The sequence below is a fragment of the Schinkia acidoalkalinis genome (assembly GCF_054301215.1).
Map to the genome: position 1 here is coordinate 3,838,338 of NZ_CP182573.1, position 17,010 is coordinate 3,855,347.

Here is a 17,010-nt window from a genome sequence, read left to right on the forward strand (position 1 = left end):
GCACATCGACTGTGATAAAGGAAACACGAAGAGCGTAGCGATTCGATGTTGACTTATCGTAGGGAGATGGGTGAAGTCCACTAGTCGCTAGGCGCCGGAGCTGGACAGTGAATGCACGGTAAATATGAATCTTGATTATCTAGTTTTGAAGGAACAACCTTCAAGTAAATAACTGTTTGGTGACGATAGCGAAGAGGTCACACCCGTTCCCATTCCGAACACGGAAGTTAAGCTCTTCAGCGCCGATGGTAGTTGGGGGCTGTCCCCCTGTGAGAGTAGGACGTTGCCAAGCAAACAAAAAAAGAGTAGCAGATGTGCTGCTCTTTTTTTCGTATTTAAAATGTGTGTTTAAGTTTGCTATTTAGTTTGCTTTTTAAACAGTAACCGGCATTTAAATTAACAAAAAGCTTGCTATATTAAAGTACTGCAGACCCTATCATCTGTAGTATAGATGCCGAAAGTAGTAACCAAGTGAACGGTCACTAGTAAGGGTAAGTAGAGCCCGAAAGCAGCGAAAAGGCAAGTGAACGGTCACTAGTGGAGGAAGGAAGAGCGCCTCGCGTACCGAAAGTAGAGTCAAATCAGGAAAGTCGGTAACGCAAGAGTGTCTCGCATGCCAAAAGTAGAGCCAAATCCGGAAAGCTGGTAACGCAAGAGCGTCTCGCGTACCCAAAAGCATAATCACAGCCGGTCCTCGGTAACGCAAGAATGTCTTTACAAAATTAAATTTAAAAGCACTTAGTTAATGTAACTTTTACAATCTTTCCAACGTCATATTAATGGTAAATATTCCATGAGTAAAAGGGGAAGATTGTATGAATAAATGGAGATATTTGATTATACCTGCCATCATTGGTTTAACATTGGTGGGCTGTAATTCGCAGCAAGATGTTACGAAAAACGTCCAAACACCTACGGAAAGTCAAGGCACCACATCAACAACAGAAACGAATGGCCAGAAGCAAAGTAATCATTCATCCAATATCAGGATTTATGTTAATCAAACAGATGCCTGGGTGGTGGAATTACCGTCTACATGGAATGATGTTCATATCGTTGAAAATGGTAGAATGACTGAATTCATATTCCCCTCAGAAAATCCAGAATTACAGCAATCACTTTTTTGGATTACTGCTATTTCTGAAGCTGAGTGGAAAAAAGCTCAAGCTGAAGGTCCAACAGGTACGGCTAAAGAAATAATCCGAAAAGATGGTGATGTTTACCTCTATTACACCCCATTGGATATGGTTCTTGAAGGTAAAGAATTAGAACGATACGAAAAAATGGTAGCGGATATTCCTTCTATTATAAATAGCTTTACATTTGAATAAGCAAAATGATTCTGCCTTACAAAAGAACAATTATCTTTTTTGTAAGGCTTTCATATTTTTCCAATATAATCCTTTCCTCATATTCCATATGACTGGAAATAAGTTTACAATGGAATTGATCCTGATTCATTACAAGTACAATAGAAGAGGAGCGTAAAATTAAAGATGACTAGAACTTCAAAAAAATTTCTTAGTAGTATTCTGCTTGGATGTGTAATGGCCATTTCTGCTCCAAACAATGCTTTCGCAGCAAATCAAAATTTTATCAACCAGATTAGCAATGAGTATTCGAAATATGAGAGTAATATATCGAATGATTATCAGAGTTTTAAACAAACAACAACGACTAAATTCGAGGAATTTGAAAAGGAAGAATACAATTCATTTGCGCATTTTTCTAACCAAACAAAGAAGGATGTCGAAAAATTAGATCAACTTCTACAAGCAGATCTAGAAAACTTAAAAAATAAATATGATGGTAATTCTGCGTATTCACTCAAACTAAGAGACTATGGAAATAAAATTAATTCTGACTATTTAGCTAGCCCAATGCAGAAGTATGCCAATAGCATCAATCCTGATTATCTTAACAGCTTTATGATGAAATACAAGAATGCAGTCAATGAAAATTATTTAAATAGCCCAATGATGAAATATAAAAATGCAGTCAATGAAAACTATTTAAATAGTTCAATGATGAAATACAAAAATGCAGTAAATGCTGATTTTCTTAATAGCCCAATGTTTAAGCTGAAGAATGGCAGTAATGTCAACTTTCTTAATAGCATAATGTTTCAATATAACAATGGTAAAATAGGCCAGCAAGAAGCAAGTAAACAGTGGAAGGCCCTGCTTCAAAAAGAGAATAAAGCTATACAAGGGATTGAAATCGAATCAACTCAAAGTATTCAACAAATTGCTGGTGACTCAAAGGATACCATACTAAAGCAAAAGTACGAAACAGTGAACGGAATCCTTAAACAACGGGAACAAACATTGGACTCGATTGCTAAAGCTCATGCTGAATATTTTGGCGAAGAACTTTCGTTGGATCCTTTAATTCCTGACTTAGGAAAAATAAATGTCATCATTGACCGTGAATGGCAGGGATTTAAACAGTCGGCCACAGTGATGAATGGGGCAACGCTCGTTCCAATGAGAGCCATCTTTGAAAAACTGGGAGCAGAAGTGAAATGGCATCCTGAAAAACAAACCATTACAGCTAGTAAAAGAAATACAACAGTATCCTTACTAATTGACAGCAATAAAGCAACCATAAATGGGAAACCTATGACTCTAGCAGCGGCACCAAGGTTAATTAATGGAAACACGATGGTTCCTCTTCGTTTTGTTAGTGAATCCTTAGGGGCTGACGTGGAGTGGGACGGTCAAAACAAAACAGTGTTCATCTCATCTAAATAATTTTTTCAGAAATTTCTTTTAATCTAGCGAAAACTCATGTATACTTAATTCGAATTGAATAGTACTAACTAGGGGAGTCCAACGAGCTTGGGCTGAGAAAGAAACGCGATGAAGTTTCTTGACCCTTTGGACCTGATCTGGATCATACCAGCGTAGGGAAGTTAAAATCTTCTTTTTACACGATTATTCCACACACAAAGCCGGGTCCATCCATACATGGATTCGGCTTTTTTGTACTTTAAGAAGGTTAACGGGCATTTTGAAATATTTGCCTTCAACCCCCTGCCTCATTGATCTAGGTCTCGCCCAAACAATTTAAAAAAGGGAGAGATTTAAACGATGTCAACATCTTCATTGAATGAACAAAGTATTTCCATTATGTCAAGCTTTCCAGGAAGTAAAAAGGTGTATGTGGGAGGGTCAAGACCTGATATTAAGGTGCCGATGCGGGAAATTACACTAGACCCGACGACTGGAGCAAATCGTATCGAAGAAAACCCTCCTGTAAGAGTGTATGATACAAGTGGGCCTTATACTGACCCTGATTATTCAGTCGATCTTTCAAAAGGACTTCCGGCTTTAAGAAGTGCATGGATTAAGGAAAGAGGCGATGTAGAAGAATATGCGGGTCGCGAAATTAAACCCCAGGATAACGGATACAGTGATGAAGATGATCCACGTACCAATCAGGCTGTTTTTCCAGGATTAGAACGCAAGCCATTGCGCGCTCAAAAAGGGATGAATGTTACTCAACTTCATTATGCAAAAAAAGGTGTCATCACACCTGAAATGGAATTTATTGCAATTAGAGAGAATTTGAAGCCAGAATTTGTCCGTGATGAAGTAGCAAAGGGGCGGGCAATCATTCCAGCCAATATTAATCATCCAGAAATAGAACCAATGATCATCGGTCGTAATTTTCATGTAAAAATAAATGCCAACATGGGGAATTCAGCTGTAACATCCTCCATCGAAGAAGAAGTTGAAAAAATGACATGGGCAACGCGCTGGGGTGCGGACACAATCATGGACCTTTCAACAGGTAAAAATATTCATACGACAAGAGAATGGATCATTCGTAATTCTGCTGTTCCAGTAGGGACTGTACCAATTTATCAGGCTTTGGAAAAGGTAAAGGGCGTTGCAGAAGATCTTACATGGGAAGTTTATCGTGACACATTAATTGAACAAGCGGAGCAAGGTGTTGATTACTTTACGATTCATGCTGGAGTACTATTACGTTATATTCCGCTTACAGCGAAGCGTGTAACTGGCATCGTTTCACGTGGCGGCTCGATTATGGCGCAATGGTGCTTGTACCATCATCAAGAAAACTTTTTATATACTCATTTTGAAGAAATCTGTGACATTATGAAAACGTATGATGTAGCCTTTTCGTTAGGTGACGGACTACGTCCAGGGTCGATTGCTGATGCGAATGATGAGGCACAATTTGCGGAATTGGAGACATTGGGAGAACTAACCAAAATTGCTTGGAAGCACGATGTTCAAGTAATGGTGGAAGGACCTGGCCATGTACCGATGCATCTCATTAAAGAAAATATGGATAAACAGTTGGAAGTTTGTCAAGAAGCGCCGTTCTATACACTTGGACCTTTAACAACTGATATTGCACCTGGTTATGACCATATAACGTCCGCAATTGGGGCAGCAATGATTGGCTGGTTTGGCACAGCGATGCTTTGCTATGTTACGCCAAAAGAACATCTCGGCCTACCTAATAAAGAGGATGTGCGCACAGGTGTAATTACTTATAAAATTGCCGCCCATGCCGCGGATTTAGCAAAAGGGCATCCAGGTGCACAAATTCGTGATAATGCCTTATCAAAGGCACGCTTTGAGTTCCGTTGGCAGGATCAATTTAACCTATCATTAGACCCTGAACGGGCAGTAGAGTATCATGATGAAACGCTGCCTGCAGAAGGTGCGAAAACAGCCCATTTCTGTTCAATGTGCGGTCCTAAGTTCTGCAGCATGAGAATTTCTCAAGATATTAGAAACTATGCTACGGAAAATAATCTTGAAACAACGGAAGCGATTGAAAAAGGAATGAAGGAAAAAGCAGAGCAGTTTAAACAAGCCGGCAGCAACATTTATCAATAAATTTTCAATTCAAAATCCTTGGAAACTAACCCAAATTAATATATGGAAACGTGTTAAAGCAAAATGGGATTACAAAGCGAAGCTGATTTGTAATCCCATTTTTTCAGTGTTTTTATAAAATTGTTATGCCTTTTTATTAAATTGTTCTGTGAGCCGGTTTAAGCGTTCAATTTGATAGGCATATTTATAAATGGAAGAGCCAACTACGGCAAGATGAATTTTTTGTTCATGATCAAGGTTGTAGAAGTCAATCACTTGTTCTAAAAAGGATTTCGTTTGTGTCACGATGTCCTCGTCATCATGTGGTTCATCATTTTTAATGATGCCATCATACTTTAATAAATACAGTTGATGATGCTTAATCAAACGCTCAATGTGTTGGTCAAATAAACTGTTTTCTTCAGCATTTCTTTTACTTTGAAAATAGAATTCTTCAATATTTTCTAGAACAACATAACCCTGCTGCAGGGATTTAAGCATTTGCTTAAAGACAACGATTTCCCGCAAATTCATATTATTGATTTTGGCCATTTTTTCGCGTTCTTCGTCAAAAAGCTTATATTGCTCTTCTAATTTTAAAATATCATTCTCTAATTCTTTCATTTGTTCTTGATAAGATTTTTCAGTTAATTCATTTGATATCGCCGTACTCATAAGAAGCGACATATTTTGTAAAGCAGAATGAACCCTGTTAACATAATTTTTTTTATAATTAGGCGGATAAATCAAAATATTTACTAGTAAGGCTGATGTCATCCCGATTAAGATAATCCCAAAGCGATGTAAGGCAAAGTTTAAATCTTCATTTTGCGGTGCACTCATAATCGCAAGCACAGTTACTAATGTAAGTGAAATGGTTTCTTCCATTTTTAACTTTAAGCTTATTAAAATAACAATAATCATCACAAGACCAATGGCAATCGGATCGTTCCCAAGAAAGTAGACAGCGATAAGAGCAATAATCGCTCCCAATGTATTCGTTTGTAATTGGTCCCAGACTTGTTTCCATGTCCTGTAAATTGACGGTTGGATTGTAAAAATAGCAGCAACACCAGCAAACACGCCAGATTCTAATTTGAAAATTGAACAAATATATAATGCAAGTGTTACAGCAATTCCCGTTTTAATGACTCGAGGCCCTAACGTCACGATAATCAAATCCTCCATTTCAAGACCATGATTGAACTAAAGTGGTTTGTTTTGGTCATGTGAATTCAAGAATCACTTATCCAATATACGGTGAAATTGTAATTTTTTCAATCAATATATTTCTTAGTGATTGAGTGTATTTTTGTTGTAAACTATTTTTTTTCAATAATATTCAGAAAATTATGTACAATCATACCATTATTCTGATAAAATCATCTATAACATATTAATAAATATATAGAGGTGATTTACATTGGAGACAGGAAAGAAAATTGACAGAAAGTTTTTAGTAGAAAGTGATTATCTTTTGGAACATTTAGACTTGGAGGCTATTGATTTAGTTGAGCAGTTTTATATCGGTTTTGGTGTGGATGAGGAGGTTAGGATTAGGAGAATTGAGGATTACAGCATGGAGCCTAACACAGTTTCTTATTTTCTTTCAGTTAAGAAGGGAAAAGGGATGTCCCGTATAAAGACAGAAGTTGAAATACAGGAGAATACATTTAAGCAATTAATTAATGGTTTAACACCCATAATCAAAAAGAGATTATTCTATGATTATTGCGGACATCATTTAACTATCTTTAACTATTTTGGAGAATTGGAAGGGCTGACTATAGTAAAGGTAGAGTTTGATTCAGAGGAAGAGGCAAAGCAGTTTGAAATTCCTCACTGGTTTAGCACTGAAGTGACGGATGATCTTTCTTATCGAAATCAAAATTTATTCCTGAAACTAAATGATGTTTTTGACATAAGCGAAGTGGGCGCGAATTAAAGGCAGAGGAGTTAAATCCTCTGTTTTTTTATAAAGAGGTTGGGTGTTTATGCTGGCCTGCTTAAAAGGCTATTTGTTTCCAATTAAACAAATAGCCGTTTTTTTTATTGACGGGATTTATTCTTGTTATATCCGTGTTCCCCATAAGGCTGAAGCTGTTCCAGCCATTTTTCTTCTAGCTCACGTAATGCCTCTTTAGCGTTAAAATAGGGATCATCCTTCTTTTTCAGCTTTTCCAAAATTTCAAAAGTGAATACATCTTCTCCATATTGTTTCCATTCATCTTGAAGTTCTTTGTTTTTATGTCCATCATTTTGAAGCATAAATTTTAGTCCATTTAATGTTTTTAGGTTAGGGGTACTGCCGATAAAAATCTTTTCATTTTGTGTATTTTTTATTTGGTAAACGCCTGCTTCGACAGGTGTTTCTTTGTAAAGTTGTTTTAATTCCTTTTTACGGTCCATAATTTTTCCTACTTTCCATATTTATTTTTTCAGCCAATATTCGCTACCGTCTGGTTTACGGTCTATAAATCCGTATTCAATCAAATATCTTCGAATCAATACATAGTCATCATAAATGTCTTTTAATAGTTGATTTAATTCACTTTCATGATAAATTTCTTCAGGGTCTAAATGTTTTGCAATTTCCCGTAGAACCACTAGTCTTTGTTTTTCCTTCGGCGGAAACTTAATTAAGTGATGTGTTCCCTCCAGAAAGAACTTTTTAATTATTTTTTCTTGTTCTTCTTCTGTTATGTTATACCTGTCATCGACCATTTTGGCTGTCTTATGAACTGGAATAAAGGCTGGTGCATATTCGTCTTTTTCTTTTAATAATTCCATCATGGCCAAGAATGTTTTTGCTTGTCTTTCTTTTTCTTTTAAGGCAAAACGGTGGTGGCGAATGGTGGAAGGACTGCCAATACCTAATTCCTTTTGAATGTCTGTATCAGCTTTTCCTTGATAAAAGAGACGCAGAAGACTCTTTTGGTGATCAGTAAGACCGGTAAGTTTCTTGTCCATGCTCATTAAATAGTCAAAAACGGAGGTGTGTACACTCTCGATATGGATTCGCATAAATCGTTCTGCATCGTAAAACATATTTTCATAAGGATAAATAACTCCTTTTTCAACCTTCTCCTCGCATATGAGGCAAATAAATGTATCTCTTTCCTGAATATAGCCCCGCTTCAGTTCTTCAAGGGTGGCATTCCAAAACATATCTGCAACTTCCATTAATAAACACTTCCTGTATTTTTTTTAACAAACGTTTTATATATTTGTTTGGTTTACATTAAACATAATATAACATCGTTTGTTTAGCGTCAATAATAAAAAGATAAACATTTTTTGCGTTTGTTTGGTTTTTGATAAATATAAGCTGGTATTGTTTGTTTATCTTCTACTTGAAGTAAAAAAGACCTGCAAGCAGTTGTATACATACATTTGCTTGCAGGCCCTGTGGCATGATTTCTATTTTTCATCTTTTAGTCTTTTTGCCTTTTTCGCTGATTCTCTTAAAAGATACTCGATATGGGTATTGACGCTTCTTAATTCATCTTGTGCCCACTTTTCAAGAACTTCATAAAGCTTTGGATCAATGCGAAGCGGGAATTGTTTCTTCTTTGCCATAAAAATCAGTCCAATTAATTATATAGTGAGCCGGTGTTGATAATCGGCTGGGCACCGCGGTCGGAGACAATAGCCACCATCAAGTTATTGGCCATGACAGCTTTCCGTTCTTCGTCCAATTCAAAATCTTTTTCAAGCTTAGCAATCGCAGATTGGACCATGCCGATAGCACCTTCAACAATCTTTTCACGAGCATCGATGATGGCGGCTGCCTGCTGGCGTTGCAGCATAGCTGATGCAATTTCAGGAGCATAAGCAAGATGTGTAAACCGAGCCTCAAGCACCTGTACCCCTGCCGCTTTTAAACGTTCTTGCACTTCTTCTAATAATTCGTCGACCACTTTTTCTGAATTACCACGTAATGAATCGACTTCGTTATTGGCTGTATCATAAGGATACCGGCTGGCAATATGACGTAGGGCAGATTCGCTTTGCGTCTCGACAAATTCCTTGTAACTATTAACGTCGAACGCTGCTTTCGCTGTATCCAAAACCTTGTAAACAACAACTGCTGCAATTTCAATGGGGTTTCCATTTACATCATTCACTTTTAATTTCGGGCTGTTAAAATTATAGACCTTCACGCTTATTTTTTGTGTTGAAATCAGTGGAGTGGTCCACCATAAGCCGCTCTCCCTTAAAGTACCTAAATATTTTCCGAAAAATAATACAACTTTCGCTTCGTTTGGCTTTACAAGGACAATGCCCGTGGATAAAACAATGGCTAAAAGTACTAATAAAGCTGTTAATGCAATCAGGCCAATGCTTCCACCAGAATTAATTAGTATGGCAACACCAGCTAATATGATTGCCAGAATTACAAAAACACCAATAAAACCGTTCATGGAACCTGCTTTTTTCTCAACCATAAAAAGCCCTCCTTATGAAATTAGAATGATACTAATCTGATATCACTATTATATCATATTGATATGAAAAAGAAAGGGTTGTTGAAGCCCAAACTCAATGTTTGAGGAAGTGCTTTTTATGTCTTTACTACTTATAAAATAATACCAAAAGTGTATAATTACACTAAAAGTGAAAAAGGGGCATGTTATGGATCGTGAAACTACTATTGTATTAATCTCTGAAAAAATAAAACTCATACGTACTGAGTTAGGATTCACACAGGATAAAATGGCAGAAATTCTCGGAATTTCGAAAAAAACCCTTGTCCAAATTGAAAAAGGGAGAAACACCGCCAACTGGACAACAATTGTAACTGTATGTGCATTGTTCAACAATAGTGAAGTTCTAAACTCAAAGCTAGGTGACGATCCAGTCGAATTTATTAAATTAATTGCATTTAATAATACCGAAGGAAGAAAAGAAAAAACGCTGGGTGGTAAGGTTTGGTGGAAGGAAGTTTATAAAAAGGGAAACTTCCGTTTACAACAAAATGTAATAAGCAATCATTATCGAATTTTGGATGATGAAAATTACCGATGGTACAGTACCTTTAATTTAGATGACGCAAAAAAACGATGTAATGAGTTGGTGGAAGAATAAGAAAGGGGCATTCCAATGGGAAAAGTAGATTTCATCTTTACTTATGCAGCTATTATTTTGCCTGCCTCGTTGCCAGGTTGGGCAGTTTATTTATATTATCTATTTTTTATTGCAACAATTTTAGCGGCAATTGTTGCAATTTTTCAGAAGAAAGTAACGATCCAATTTAATGGCGTTACAATATTGCTACCTTTCATTATGTACATTGTTTCTTTGTTTTACGGGATTGGAAGGCCTTTTGAATATGATGAATTTCAATGGTTACTAGTTGAGCTTGGTCATTTCAGGGTATGGGCGGTCTTTGTCATAGGCGGTTATCTGTATTTACTATTTTGGTGGTACAAATTTGTTAAGAAGCGTTAAAATATTTTCAGTGAAAATGAGGAGCACTTTCTATAAAATAGCAAAGGGGACAATCATATGAAGGAGATCAAACAATATAATGTTATTTTTCCGATTTGGATGTTACTTTTTTTTCCACCAGTTATTTTAATTACGCTCTTTGGCAATTATGTGATAGATTCATTCGTTATTATGGTTTGTTTTTCTATGTTTAAACTTTCTTCTAGAACACAAATAAACTTAAAAACATTTTATAAGAAAAGCATTTTAAAAGTTTGGTTATATGGATTTTTAGCAGATATGATTGGAGCCTGGATACTGTTTATATGCACTTTGTTGGAGAGAAAAATAGGATTGTCCTATGAGGTTACTTCCGCGATTAGTTACGATCCATTTAGCCACCCACTTGCCGTGGCCATTATTCTGTTCGCAATGCTTGTTTCAACATTTTTTATTTTCATATTCAATTATAAAATGACCTTGAAATCTATGATTGAGGAAAAACGTTTAAGGTTTAAGGTAGCACTCGCGATTGCAATTATCACGACACCATGGACATTTATTTTGCCAACAAAGTGGTTTTATTAAAAAAATTAATATGAGGGACAGAAAAAATGAGTTTAGCAAAGCTACAATCAGATGTTTTAGCCAAAAAGAAAACAAAACAAAAGCGAATATGGATTGCAATCACATTAGGATTTTTATCTTCCATTCCGCCATTTGCCACAGATTTTTATTTGCCTGCTTTGCCACAAATGACAACTTCATTAGGTACAAATGCAGCATTAGTCCAGCTTAGCTTGACGGCTTTTTTAATAGGTATGGCGCTTGGGCAGCTCGTAATTGGCCCGTATAGCGATGTTTTGGGAAGAAGAACACCGCTTGTCATCTCTCTATTGATTTTCACGGCAACAACGATTTTATGTGCGTATAGTCCGTCTATTTGGATACTGGTTATTTTGCGTGTATTGCAGGGGCTATCGGGTGCAGGTGGTGTCGTTTTATCTAGGGCAATTGTCAGGGATCTTTACTCAGGCTCGGAGATTACTAGATTTATGGCCATCCTTGCATTAGTAAACGGGGTAATTACAGTATTGGCCCCTGTTGTAGGTGGTCAGTTGTTAAGGATAACGGATTGGCGAGGGATTTTTTTCATCCTAGGCATCGTTAGCGTTATCGTATCTGTCAATGTAATCTTTGGAATAAAAGAAACGTTGCCGGTCGCTGAACGGACTGAAAGCGGGTTGAAAAATACAATTATCAACTTTGGCAATCTGTTCAAAGACAAAGTTTTTTTAGGCTACACTTTTACGCAAGGGTTGATTTTTGGGGGATTTTTCGGTTATTTATCAGCCTCACCATTTGTGCTACAAGATATTTATGGATTATCGGCCCAAGAATATAGTTACTCCTTTGCTATTAATGCGACGGGTGTACTGATAGCAACTTTTATTGCAGATAAATTCGTCATGAGATGTGGAGAAAAAAGAATCTTAGCTTTTGTGCTAAATGTGTCTTTACTCTCAAGTCTCCTCCTACTACTTTCTATACTCTTTAATGGTAGTGTCATCCTATTATTGGTTGCATTCTTTTTGATTTTTTCTTGTATGGGCGTCATCAGTATGCTTAGCAATTCGTTAGCGATGCAAAGTCAAGAAAGGAACGCGGGAAGTGCTTCAGCGTTATTAGGTCTAGTACCATTTGTTATCGGCGCAGTAACCGCCCCGCTTGTCGGAGTTGGCGGGGGTGATACGGCGGTGCCTATGGGTGTAGTAATCATTGCTTGTAATGTTGGGGCGTTTGGATGTTTGAAAAAACTAGTACGATAATCTGTACCAAAATAAATAGGAAATGGAATTCGAATAAGAATTTTATCTCTTTTTTTGATGTCGATATTTGAATAAAATCCCAGTTCTGTTTAAATTTACTTTACCATTTGGTAAAATAAACTTACTGTTTGTTACGTAAGAGCGTTAAAGTGTCAAAAACGCTTGAAAAAAGCTAGAAACGAGGAAGTAAAAATGAGCAGTACTATGCAAAAACGAAATAGACTGAAAAAGGTTTCACGTGCAATACTAGTTATTATTGGTGGAATTATAGCAGCCTATGGACTGGAAGCGGTATTAATTCCAAACAGGGTATCAGACGGCGGCGTGACAGGTCTAAGCATCGTCGGTTCACAATTAATTGGGTTACCATTGGGGCTTCTGATTGCCTTATTAAATATCCCATTCGTATATTTGGGTTATAAACAAATTGGTAAAAGCTTTGCTATTTATTCAGTTCTAGGTATCGCAACACTTTCAATTAGTACTAGCCTTATGCATCATGTACAAACCATCATTCAAGGTGATACATTGTTAGTAACTGTAGTCGGTGGTATTATTATCGGCTTTGGAATGGGTTTAGCCTTACGTAATGGCGGTGCGCTAGACGGAATTGATATGTTGGCAGTATTACTTTCCCGTAAACTTCCTTTTGGGACAAGTGATATGATCTTATTTTTAAATATGTTTGTTTTTATTGTCGTATCAACCGTGTTTGGACTCCAAGGGGCCATTTTATCGGCTATTGCTTACTTTATCGCATCTAAAGTGATTCATATTGTTGAGGAAGGTTTAAGCGGCTTGAAAACCTTTAAAATTATTACGACCCAACCAGAATTAATGGTTGAAACCATTCGTGAAAGATTAGGCCGTGGTGCGACGTATACACTTGCGCTTGGCGGTTATTCAAATGAACAATTTAAGGAAATTACTTGCGTCATCAACCGTTTGGAAGAAAGCAAAATGAAAGAGATTATTCATGAAATAGACCCGAGAGCCTTTGTGGCAATCTACGATGTGACAGAAGTTAAAGGCGGTAACTTTAAAAAGCGTGATATACATTAAAATTCGGGAGAAAAATCAGCAGAGGAATCCAAATCCTCTGCTATTTTACTATATAAAATAAAAATCCAAAATAAGTGTTACGTTTTGATGTTTAATTCGTTTTTATAGATAGAGCCGGCCAAAGATGTGGAGGGGGAAAGAATTGGGTGTAACGTTTGTTCAAATGTATGATGAGTGCTACGACGATGTTTATCGTTATGTTTATTTTAAAGTAGGGAATAAGTGGGATACAGATGATATTGTAAGCGAAACATTTAGAAAGTCCTTTGAAAGGAAAACTACATTACATGAAATTGAAAATCCGAAAGCATGGTTGTTGATGATTGCCAGAAATACAATCATTGATTTTTACCGAAAAAAGAAAAGTGTCTTAATGGGTGATGAAACGGAGTTTTACTTTAGTCCACTTCCTTTTGAGGACCCTTTTGAGGAGTCTGATGAGATGGTGTGCTTAAAGAAAAGCCTTCACCATTTGCCGAAGGAAGATTTAGAACTTGCCAATTTACGCTATTTTGCAGGATTAAAATTCAAGGAAATCGAGGTTGTTTTACAAAAATCAGAACAATCCCTTCGTGTGAAGTCGAGTCGTATTACGAAAAAGCTTGGCTTGCTAGTCAAAAAATGTTTGGGGGAGACCTAAATGGATGACAAAATTGAAAATAATTTACATGAATTAAAGGAACAAATTTATGTGAATGAAGAACTAAAGCAGGAGCTGCGGAAAGACTTTTTGCCAAAAAATCGAAAAAGCTGGTGGCGGAATCCATGGCTTAATGGTTTACTTGCTGCCGTCATATTCCTAGGCTTTTATTTAACAAATTCCAAAGTGGACTATGTGAGTGCCAGTTCATTGAAAATTGCCAATGCAATTTCATTTTTCGATGTCGGTAGTGGCGAAATCGTGGCCTATACCCATCAAACTGGAACTTTGTATGTATCGCTAAAAGGGAAAGGAATCTATAAGTATACGGATAAAGGATTAACGAAAATAGCGGATATGGTAGCAGGTAGTTTCAGTCAATCTTCAATCGAAGATCAATTATTGTTTTCACAAAATGGGGGTATTTACCGATTATCTTTAACTCCAAAAAAGGTAGAGGAAATTACCAAGGGTAAATACAGTCAGCCGACTTGGAAAGACAGTAAGCATATTTATGCAACAAAGAATGATGGAGCCCATTCAAAAATTGTTGAGATTAATCTTACTAATATGGAGGAAAGTATCGTTACTGATGGCTTAAACCCGGTGTTTGTCGATGAAGAAAAGCAACTTGTTTTTGAACGGGATCACAAAATTGTAATGAAAAATTTAAAGAATGGAAAAGAAACGATTGTGGATGACGGGACAAATCCGGCTCTATCACCAGATGATTCCTATATTTCTTATATAAAAAATGAAGATGGTATCGATGATGTCTGGATCAAGGATGTAAACTTGGAAACTTCGAAAAAAATAACAAACAATATTTCAAAAAGGATTGAAAATACAAAGAAGGGATTGTATCACTATACATCTCCAATCTGGAATACTACGGAGAATTCCTTATATGTATTGAAACAAAGACAAGAAGACCCTAAACAGTCCATTTCTATTATGAAGATTGTTCTTAGTGAAAAGGCACTGACTGCTAGGGAAACAGTCGAGCGGTATTTACAGGCATTGATTGTGAGGGATGATGATTATGCGAAAAGTATGATGGAAGAGCCACCAGAGTTCTTAACCTACTCCAATCCACATCAAGTCGGTTATACAATTGTAAATTCGAAGGAAGGGAATGGTGGAATAACGGTCTCAGCCAATGTGTACTGGACATATACAGCAAACCCATATTATCAAGTGGCTTCTTATCAATTTGAGCTTAAAAAGGAGAATGATCGTTTTGTTATTCAAAAGGTTACAGAAGCAAATAAAATAGAAATAACAAGCCTTGATTCCAAGAATCTTGATCTATTGAAAAATGGAGAAAAACAGGAGCGATTATTCTCGCTAACTGATATTCCAAAAGAATTTATTAAAACAAACAGCATCCGGATTAGCTCATTAGCGCTTAGCCACGATGAAAAGGAGATTATTTTCAGCCTTCAAGAAATGAGGGAAGGAAAAGGGGCAGCGTCCGGCATTACCATCCTTAAATATAATCGTGAACAAAAAACGTTTACGGAAATTGCCCGATTAGAACCGAAAGGTAATGATCAGTCCCTTGTGATTGAACAAATGTCACTTGACTCAACAGGCCAATATGTTATAGCAGATGTATTTTCCGAACCAGGCTTTGTTTCCGACACTTATCTTTTTGATATTGAAAAAGGGACAAAGATCGAACAGTTTAACGGCTCCCATGCATTATTTTGGCAAAATAAAAAATTAATGCTGCAGGTCATGGATGAAAATCAATGGATGCTTTACGAATACAATCCAGAAATAACTAAGAAAATTTTATTTTAACGAAAAAAAGCCAATTCACGGATTACTTATAAGCACCGTGAATTGGCTTTTTTTTCTTTAAGATGACATCACTTGTCCTCCGTTTACGTGTATGGTTTGCCCGGTTACAAAACGTGAATCATCGCTGGCAAGAAAAACAAAGGCAGGGGCAATTTCAAAGGGCTGGCCCTGTCGATCCATTGGATTGTTTGCAAGTGCAACCTGGTCTGCTGAAAAACTAGCTGGAATTAGGGGCGTCCAGATCCGCCCTGGTGCAATGGCGTTTACCCGGATTCCTTTCTCAACTAAATTATTGGCCAAAGCACGGGTGAAGCCTACGTTGGCTGCCTTTGTTGCCGTATAATCAATCAATTGCTCATTTCCATAATAGGCAACAACGGAAGCTGTATTGATAATCGAACTTCCTGCTTTTAAGTAGGATAATGCTGCTCTTGTCACATAAAAATGAGAGTAAATATTTACTTTAAATGTGTCATCAAACTGTTCATCGGAAATATCGAGCAAGCTTAGTTGTTGGAACTGAATACCGACATGGTTGCAGAGGACATCGAGCTTTCCAAATGTTCTTATCGTTTCCTCAACGATGTGAATGCATTGCTTTTTCTCCCGAAGGTCACCTGGCAATAATAAACACCGTTGTCCAAGCTCTTCAATCCTCGTTTTTGTACGGTTGGCATCCTCGTGTTCGTCTAAATAGGCAATCGCAACATCTGCGCCTTCCTTTGCAAAAGCAATGGCTGCAGCAGCTCCCATCCCGCTGTCGCCCCCGGTGATTAGAGCGGTTTTACCCGCAAGTTTACAGCTGCCCTTATAGTTCGGATTCTCAATAATTGGTCTTGGTACCATTAGACTTTCCACACCAGGCTGGCGGAATTGGCGCTGTTCCGGAACGGTCATCGCTATATTTTGGAAGCGGGTGATTTTTCCGTAATTCGGATACAAGGGATATTCTTGATTCGTAGTTTGATTGTTTTCAGGCAAGGGGAATTCCTCCTCAAATTAGCATTTTGCATTACAGTATGTGAATGGAGTCGGTAAAGTGCCTGATTATGTATGGGAAAGGTTTGCACAAGACTTTGAAATAATGAATATGGTAAAAAAGCTAAATATTATTGGGGGTCATTACTTTGCAAAATTATTACTATAATCCTGAGGTAGAACTTTTGTTAGTCAATCATTCAGATGAAAAGGTTGAGGTTTTCTACAATACAAATCAAATTCCTTTCACAATGCCATTAATAGGCATGCGTCCGCCGTATTATTGTAATCCACAGTATGAACAGTACGATCCAATCCTATAAGAAAGGGAAAGGTTGGCCAATTCTTGTAATCGTTTTTTATCAAAAGAATTGGCTTTTTAAAGTTTTGTGAAAGAAATATGAAATAT

Annotated in this window: 18 protein-coding genes, 1 rRNA gene and 1 riboswitch; of the genes, 13 read left to right on the forward strand and 6 right to left on the reverse strand. The window is 37.1% G+C overall.

Features of this window, described 5'->3' with window-relative positions:
• The first annotated feature begins 175 nt into the window (after positions 1-175).
• From rrf to thiC, 4 genes are all read left to right on the forward strand, one after another.
• A 5S ribosomal RNA gene (rrf, locus tag ACNQFZ_RS19560) occupies positions 176-292 on the forward strand.
• 523 nt (positions 293-815) lie between these two features.
• Positions 816-1,331, forward strand: a complete 516-nt coding sequence (locus tag ACNQFZ_RS19565) for a hypothetical protein (protein ID WP_458412976.1) — start codon at positions 816-818, stop codon at positions 1,329-1,331.
• A gap of 165 nt (positions 1,332-1,496) precedes the next feature.
• Positions 1,497-2,753: a copper amine oxidase N-terminal domain-containing protein gene (locus ACNQFZ_RS19570; protein WP_458412977.1), complete on the forward strand. Its 1,257-nt coding sequence runs from the start codon at positions 1,497-1,499 to the stop codon at positions 2,751-2,753.
• Positions 2,754-2,813: 60 nt separating this feature from the next.
• Positions 2,814-2,929, forward strand: a riboswitch (TPP riboswitch).
• 163 nt (positions 2,930-3,092) lie between these two features.
• On the forward strand, positions 3,093-4,877 hold the full coding sequence (gene thiC / locus ACNQFZ_RS19575; protein ID WP_458412978.1) for a phosphomethylpyrimidine synthase ThiC: 1,785 nt from the start codon (positions 3,093-3,095) through the stop codon (positions 4,875-4,877).
• Positions 4,878-5,000: 123 nt separating this feature from the next.
• Here the strand turns inward: thiC and ACNQFZ_RS19580 are convergent, their stop codons facing one another.
• The gene (locus tag ACNQFZ_RS19580; RefSeq protein ID WP_458412979.1) at positions 5,001-6,026 is read right to left on the reverse strand and encodes an FUSC family protein; all 1,026 of its coding nucleotides are present in this window, start codon (positions 6,024-6,026) and stop codon (positions 5,001-5,003) included.
• A 253-nt stretch (positions 6,027-6,279) separates the two neighbouring features.
• On the opposite strand from ACNQFZ_RS19580, the gene ACNQFZ_RS19585 reads away from it, so the two are divergent.
• A complete protein-coding gene (locus ACNQFZ_RS19585) occupies positions 6,280-6,801 on the forward strand; it encodes an adenylate cyclase (RefSeq protein ID WP_458412980.1) in 522 nt (173 codons plus the stop codon).
• A gap of 104 nt (positions 6,802-6,905) precedes the next feature.
• On the opposite strand, the gene ACNQFZ_RS19590 is transcribed toward ACNQFZ_RS19585, so the two are convergent.
• From ACNQFZ_RS19590 to ACNQFZ_RS19605, 4 genes are all read right to left on the reverse strand, one after another.
• A complete protein-coding gene (locus ACNQFZ_RS19590; RefSeq protein WP_458412981.1) occupies positions 6,906-7,265 on the reverse strand; it encodes a GIY-YIG nuclease family protein in 360 nt (119 codons plus the stop codon).
• Between the two features lie 21 nt (positions 7,266-7,286).
• On the reverse strand, positions 7,287-8,039 hold the full coding sequence (locus tag ACNQFZ_RS19595; RefSeq protein ID WP_458412982.1) for a DUF2087 domain-containing protein: 753 nt from the start codon (positions 8,037-8,039) through the stop codon (positions 7,287-7,289).
• A 237-nt stretch (positions 8,040-8,276) separates the two neighbouring features.
• Positions 8,277-8,435, reverse strand: coding sequence for a toxin-antitoxin system HicB family antitoxin (locus ACNQFZ_RS19600; protein WP_458412983.1), 159 nt, complete (start codon positions 8,433-8,435; stop codon positions 8,277-8,279).
• A 14-nt stretch (positions 8,436-8,449) separates the two neighbouring features.
• Positions 8,450-9,304, reverse strand: coding sequence for an SPFH domain-containing protein (locus ACNQFZ_RS19605; protein WP_458412984.1), 855 nt, complete (start codon positions 9,302-9,304; stop codon positions 8,450-8,452).
• Positions 9,305-9,491: 187 nt separating this feature from the next.
• Here ACNQFZ_RS19605 and ACNQFZ_RS19610 point away from each other — a divergent pair, with 187 nt between their 5' ends.
• The 7 genes from ACNQFZ_RS19610 (at position 9,492) to ACNQFZ_RS19640 (ending at position 15,623) form a co-directional block, all read left to right on the forward strand.
• Positions 9,492-9,944, forward strand: coding sequence for a helix-turn-helix domain-containing protein (locus ACNQFZ_RS19610; RefSeq protein ID WP_458412985.1), 453 nt, complete (start codon positions 9,492-9,494; stop codon positions 9,942-9,944).
• Positions 9,945-9,959: 15 nt separating this feature from the next.
• The gene (locus ACNQFZ_RS19615; protein WP_458412986.1) at positions 9,960-10,307 is read left to right on the forward strand and encodes a hypothetical protein; all 348 of its coding nucleotides are present in this window, start codon (positions 9,960-9,962) and stop codon (positions 10,305-10,307) included.
• Positions 10,308-10,364: 57 nt separating this feature from the next.
• Entirely contained in the window at positions 10,365-10,874 is a 510-nt protein-coding gene (locus ACNQFZ_RS19620; protein ID WP_458412987.1) for a hypothetical protein, read from the forward strand.
• A gap of 26 nt (positions 10,875-10,900) precedes the next feature.
• Positions 10,901-12,115, forward strand: a complete 1,215-nt coding sequence (locus ACNQFZ_RS19625) for a multidrug effflux MFS transporter (RefSeq protein ID WP_458412988.1) — start codon at positions 10,901-10,903, stop codon at positions 12,113-12,115.
• Positions 12,116-12,307: 192 nt separating this feature from the next.
• The gene (locus ACNQFZ_RS19630; protein ID WP_458412989.1) at positions 12,308-13,177 is read left to right on the forward strand and encodes a YitT family protein; all 870 of its coding nucleotides are present in this window, start codon (positions 12,308-12,310) and stop codon (positions 13,175-13,177) included.
• Positions 13,178-13,319: 142 nt separating this feature from the next.
• The gene (locus tag ACNQFZ_RS19635; RefSeq protein ID WP_458412990.1) at positions 13,320-13,817 is read left to right on the forward strand and encodes an RNA polymerase sigma factor; all 498 of its coding nucleotides are present in this window, start codon (positions 13,320-13,322) and stop codon (positions 13,815-13,817) included.
• Positions 13,818-15,623 (forward strand): TolB family protein, encoded by a 1,806-nt coding sequence (locus tag ACNQFZ_RS19640; RefSeq protein WP_458412991.1) that lies wholly within the window; start codon positions 13,818-13,820, stop codon positions 15,621-15,623.
• Positions 15,624-15,680: 57 nt separating this feature from the next.
• Here ACNQFZ_RS19640 and ACNQFZ_RS19645 read toward each other — a convergent pair whose 3' ends face one another.
• Positions 15,681-16,604, reverse strand: coding sequence for an SDR family oxidoreductase (locus ACNQFZ_RS19645; protein ID WP_458412992.1), 924 nt, complete (start codon positions 16,602-16,604; stop codon positions 15,681-15,683).
• Between the two features lie 146 nt (positions 16,605-16,750).
• Between ACNQFZ_RS19645 and ACNQFZ_RS19650 the strand changes: the two genes are divergently transcribed.
• Complete coding sequence (locus ACNQFZ_RS19650; protein WP_458412993.1) at positions 16,751-16,924, forward strand: hypothetical protein; 174 nt, start codon at positions 16,751-16,753, stop codon at positions 16,922-16,924.
• The last annotated feature ends 86 nt before the right edge of the window (positions 16,925-17,010 follow it).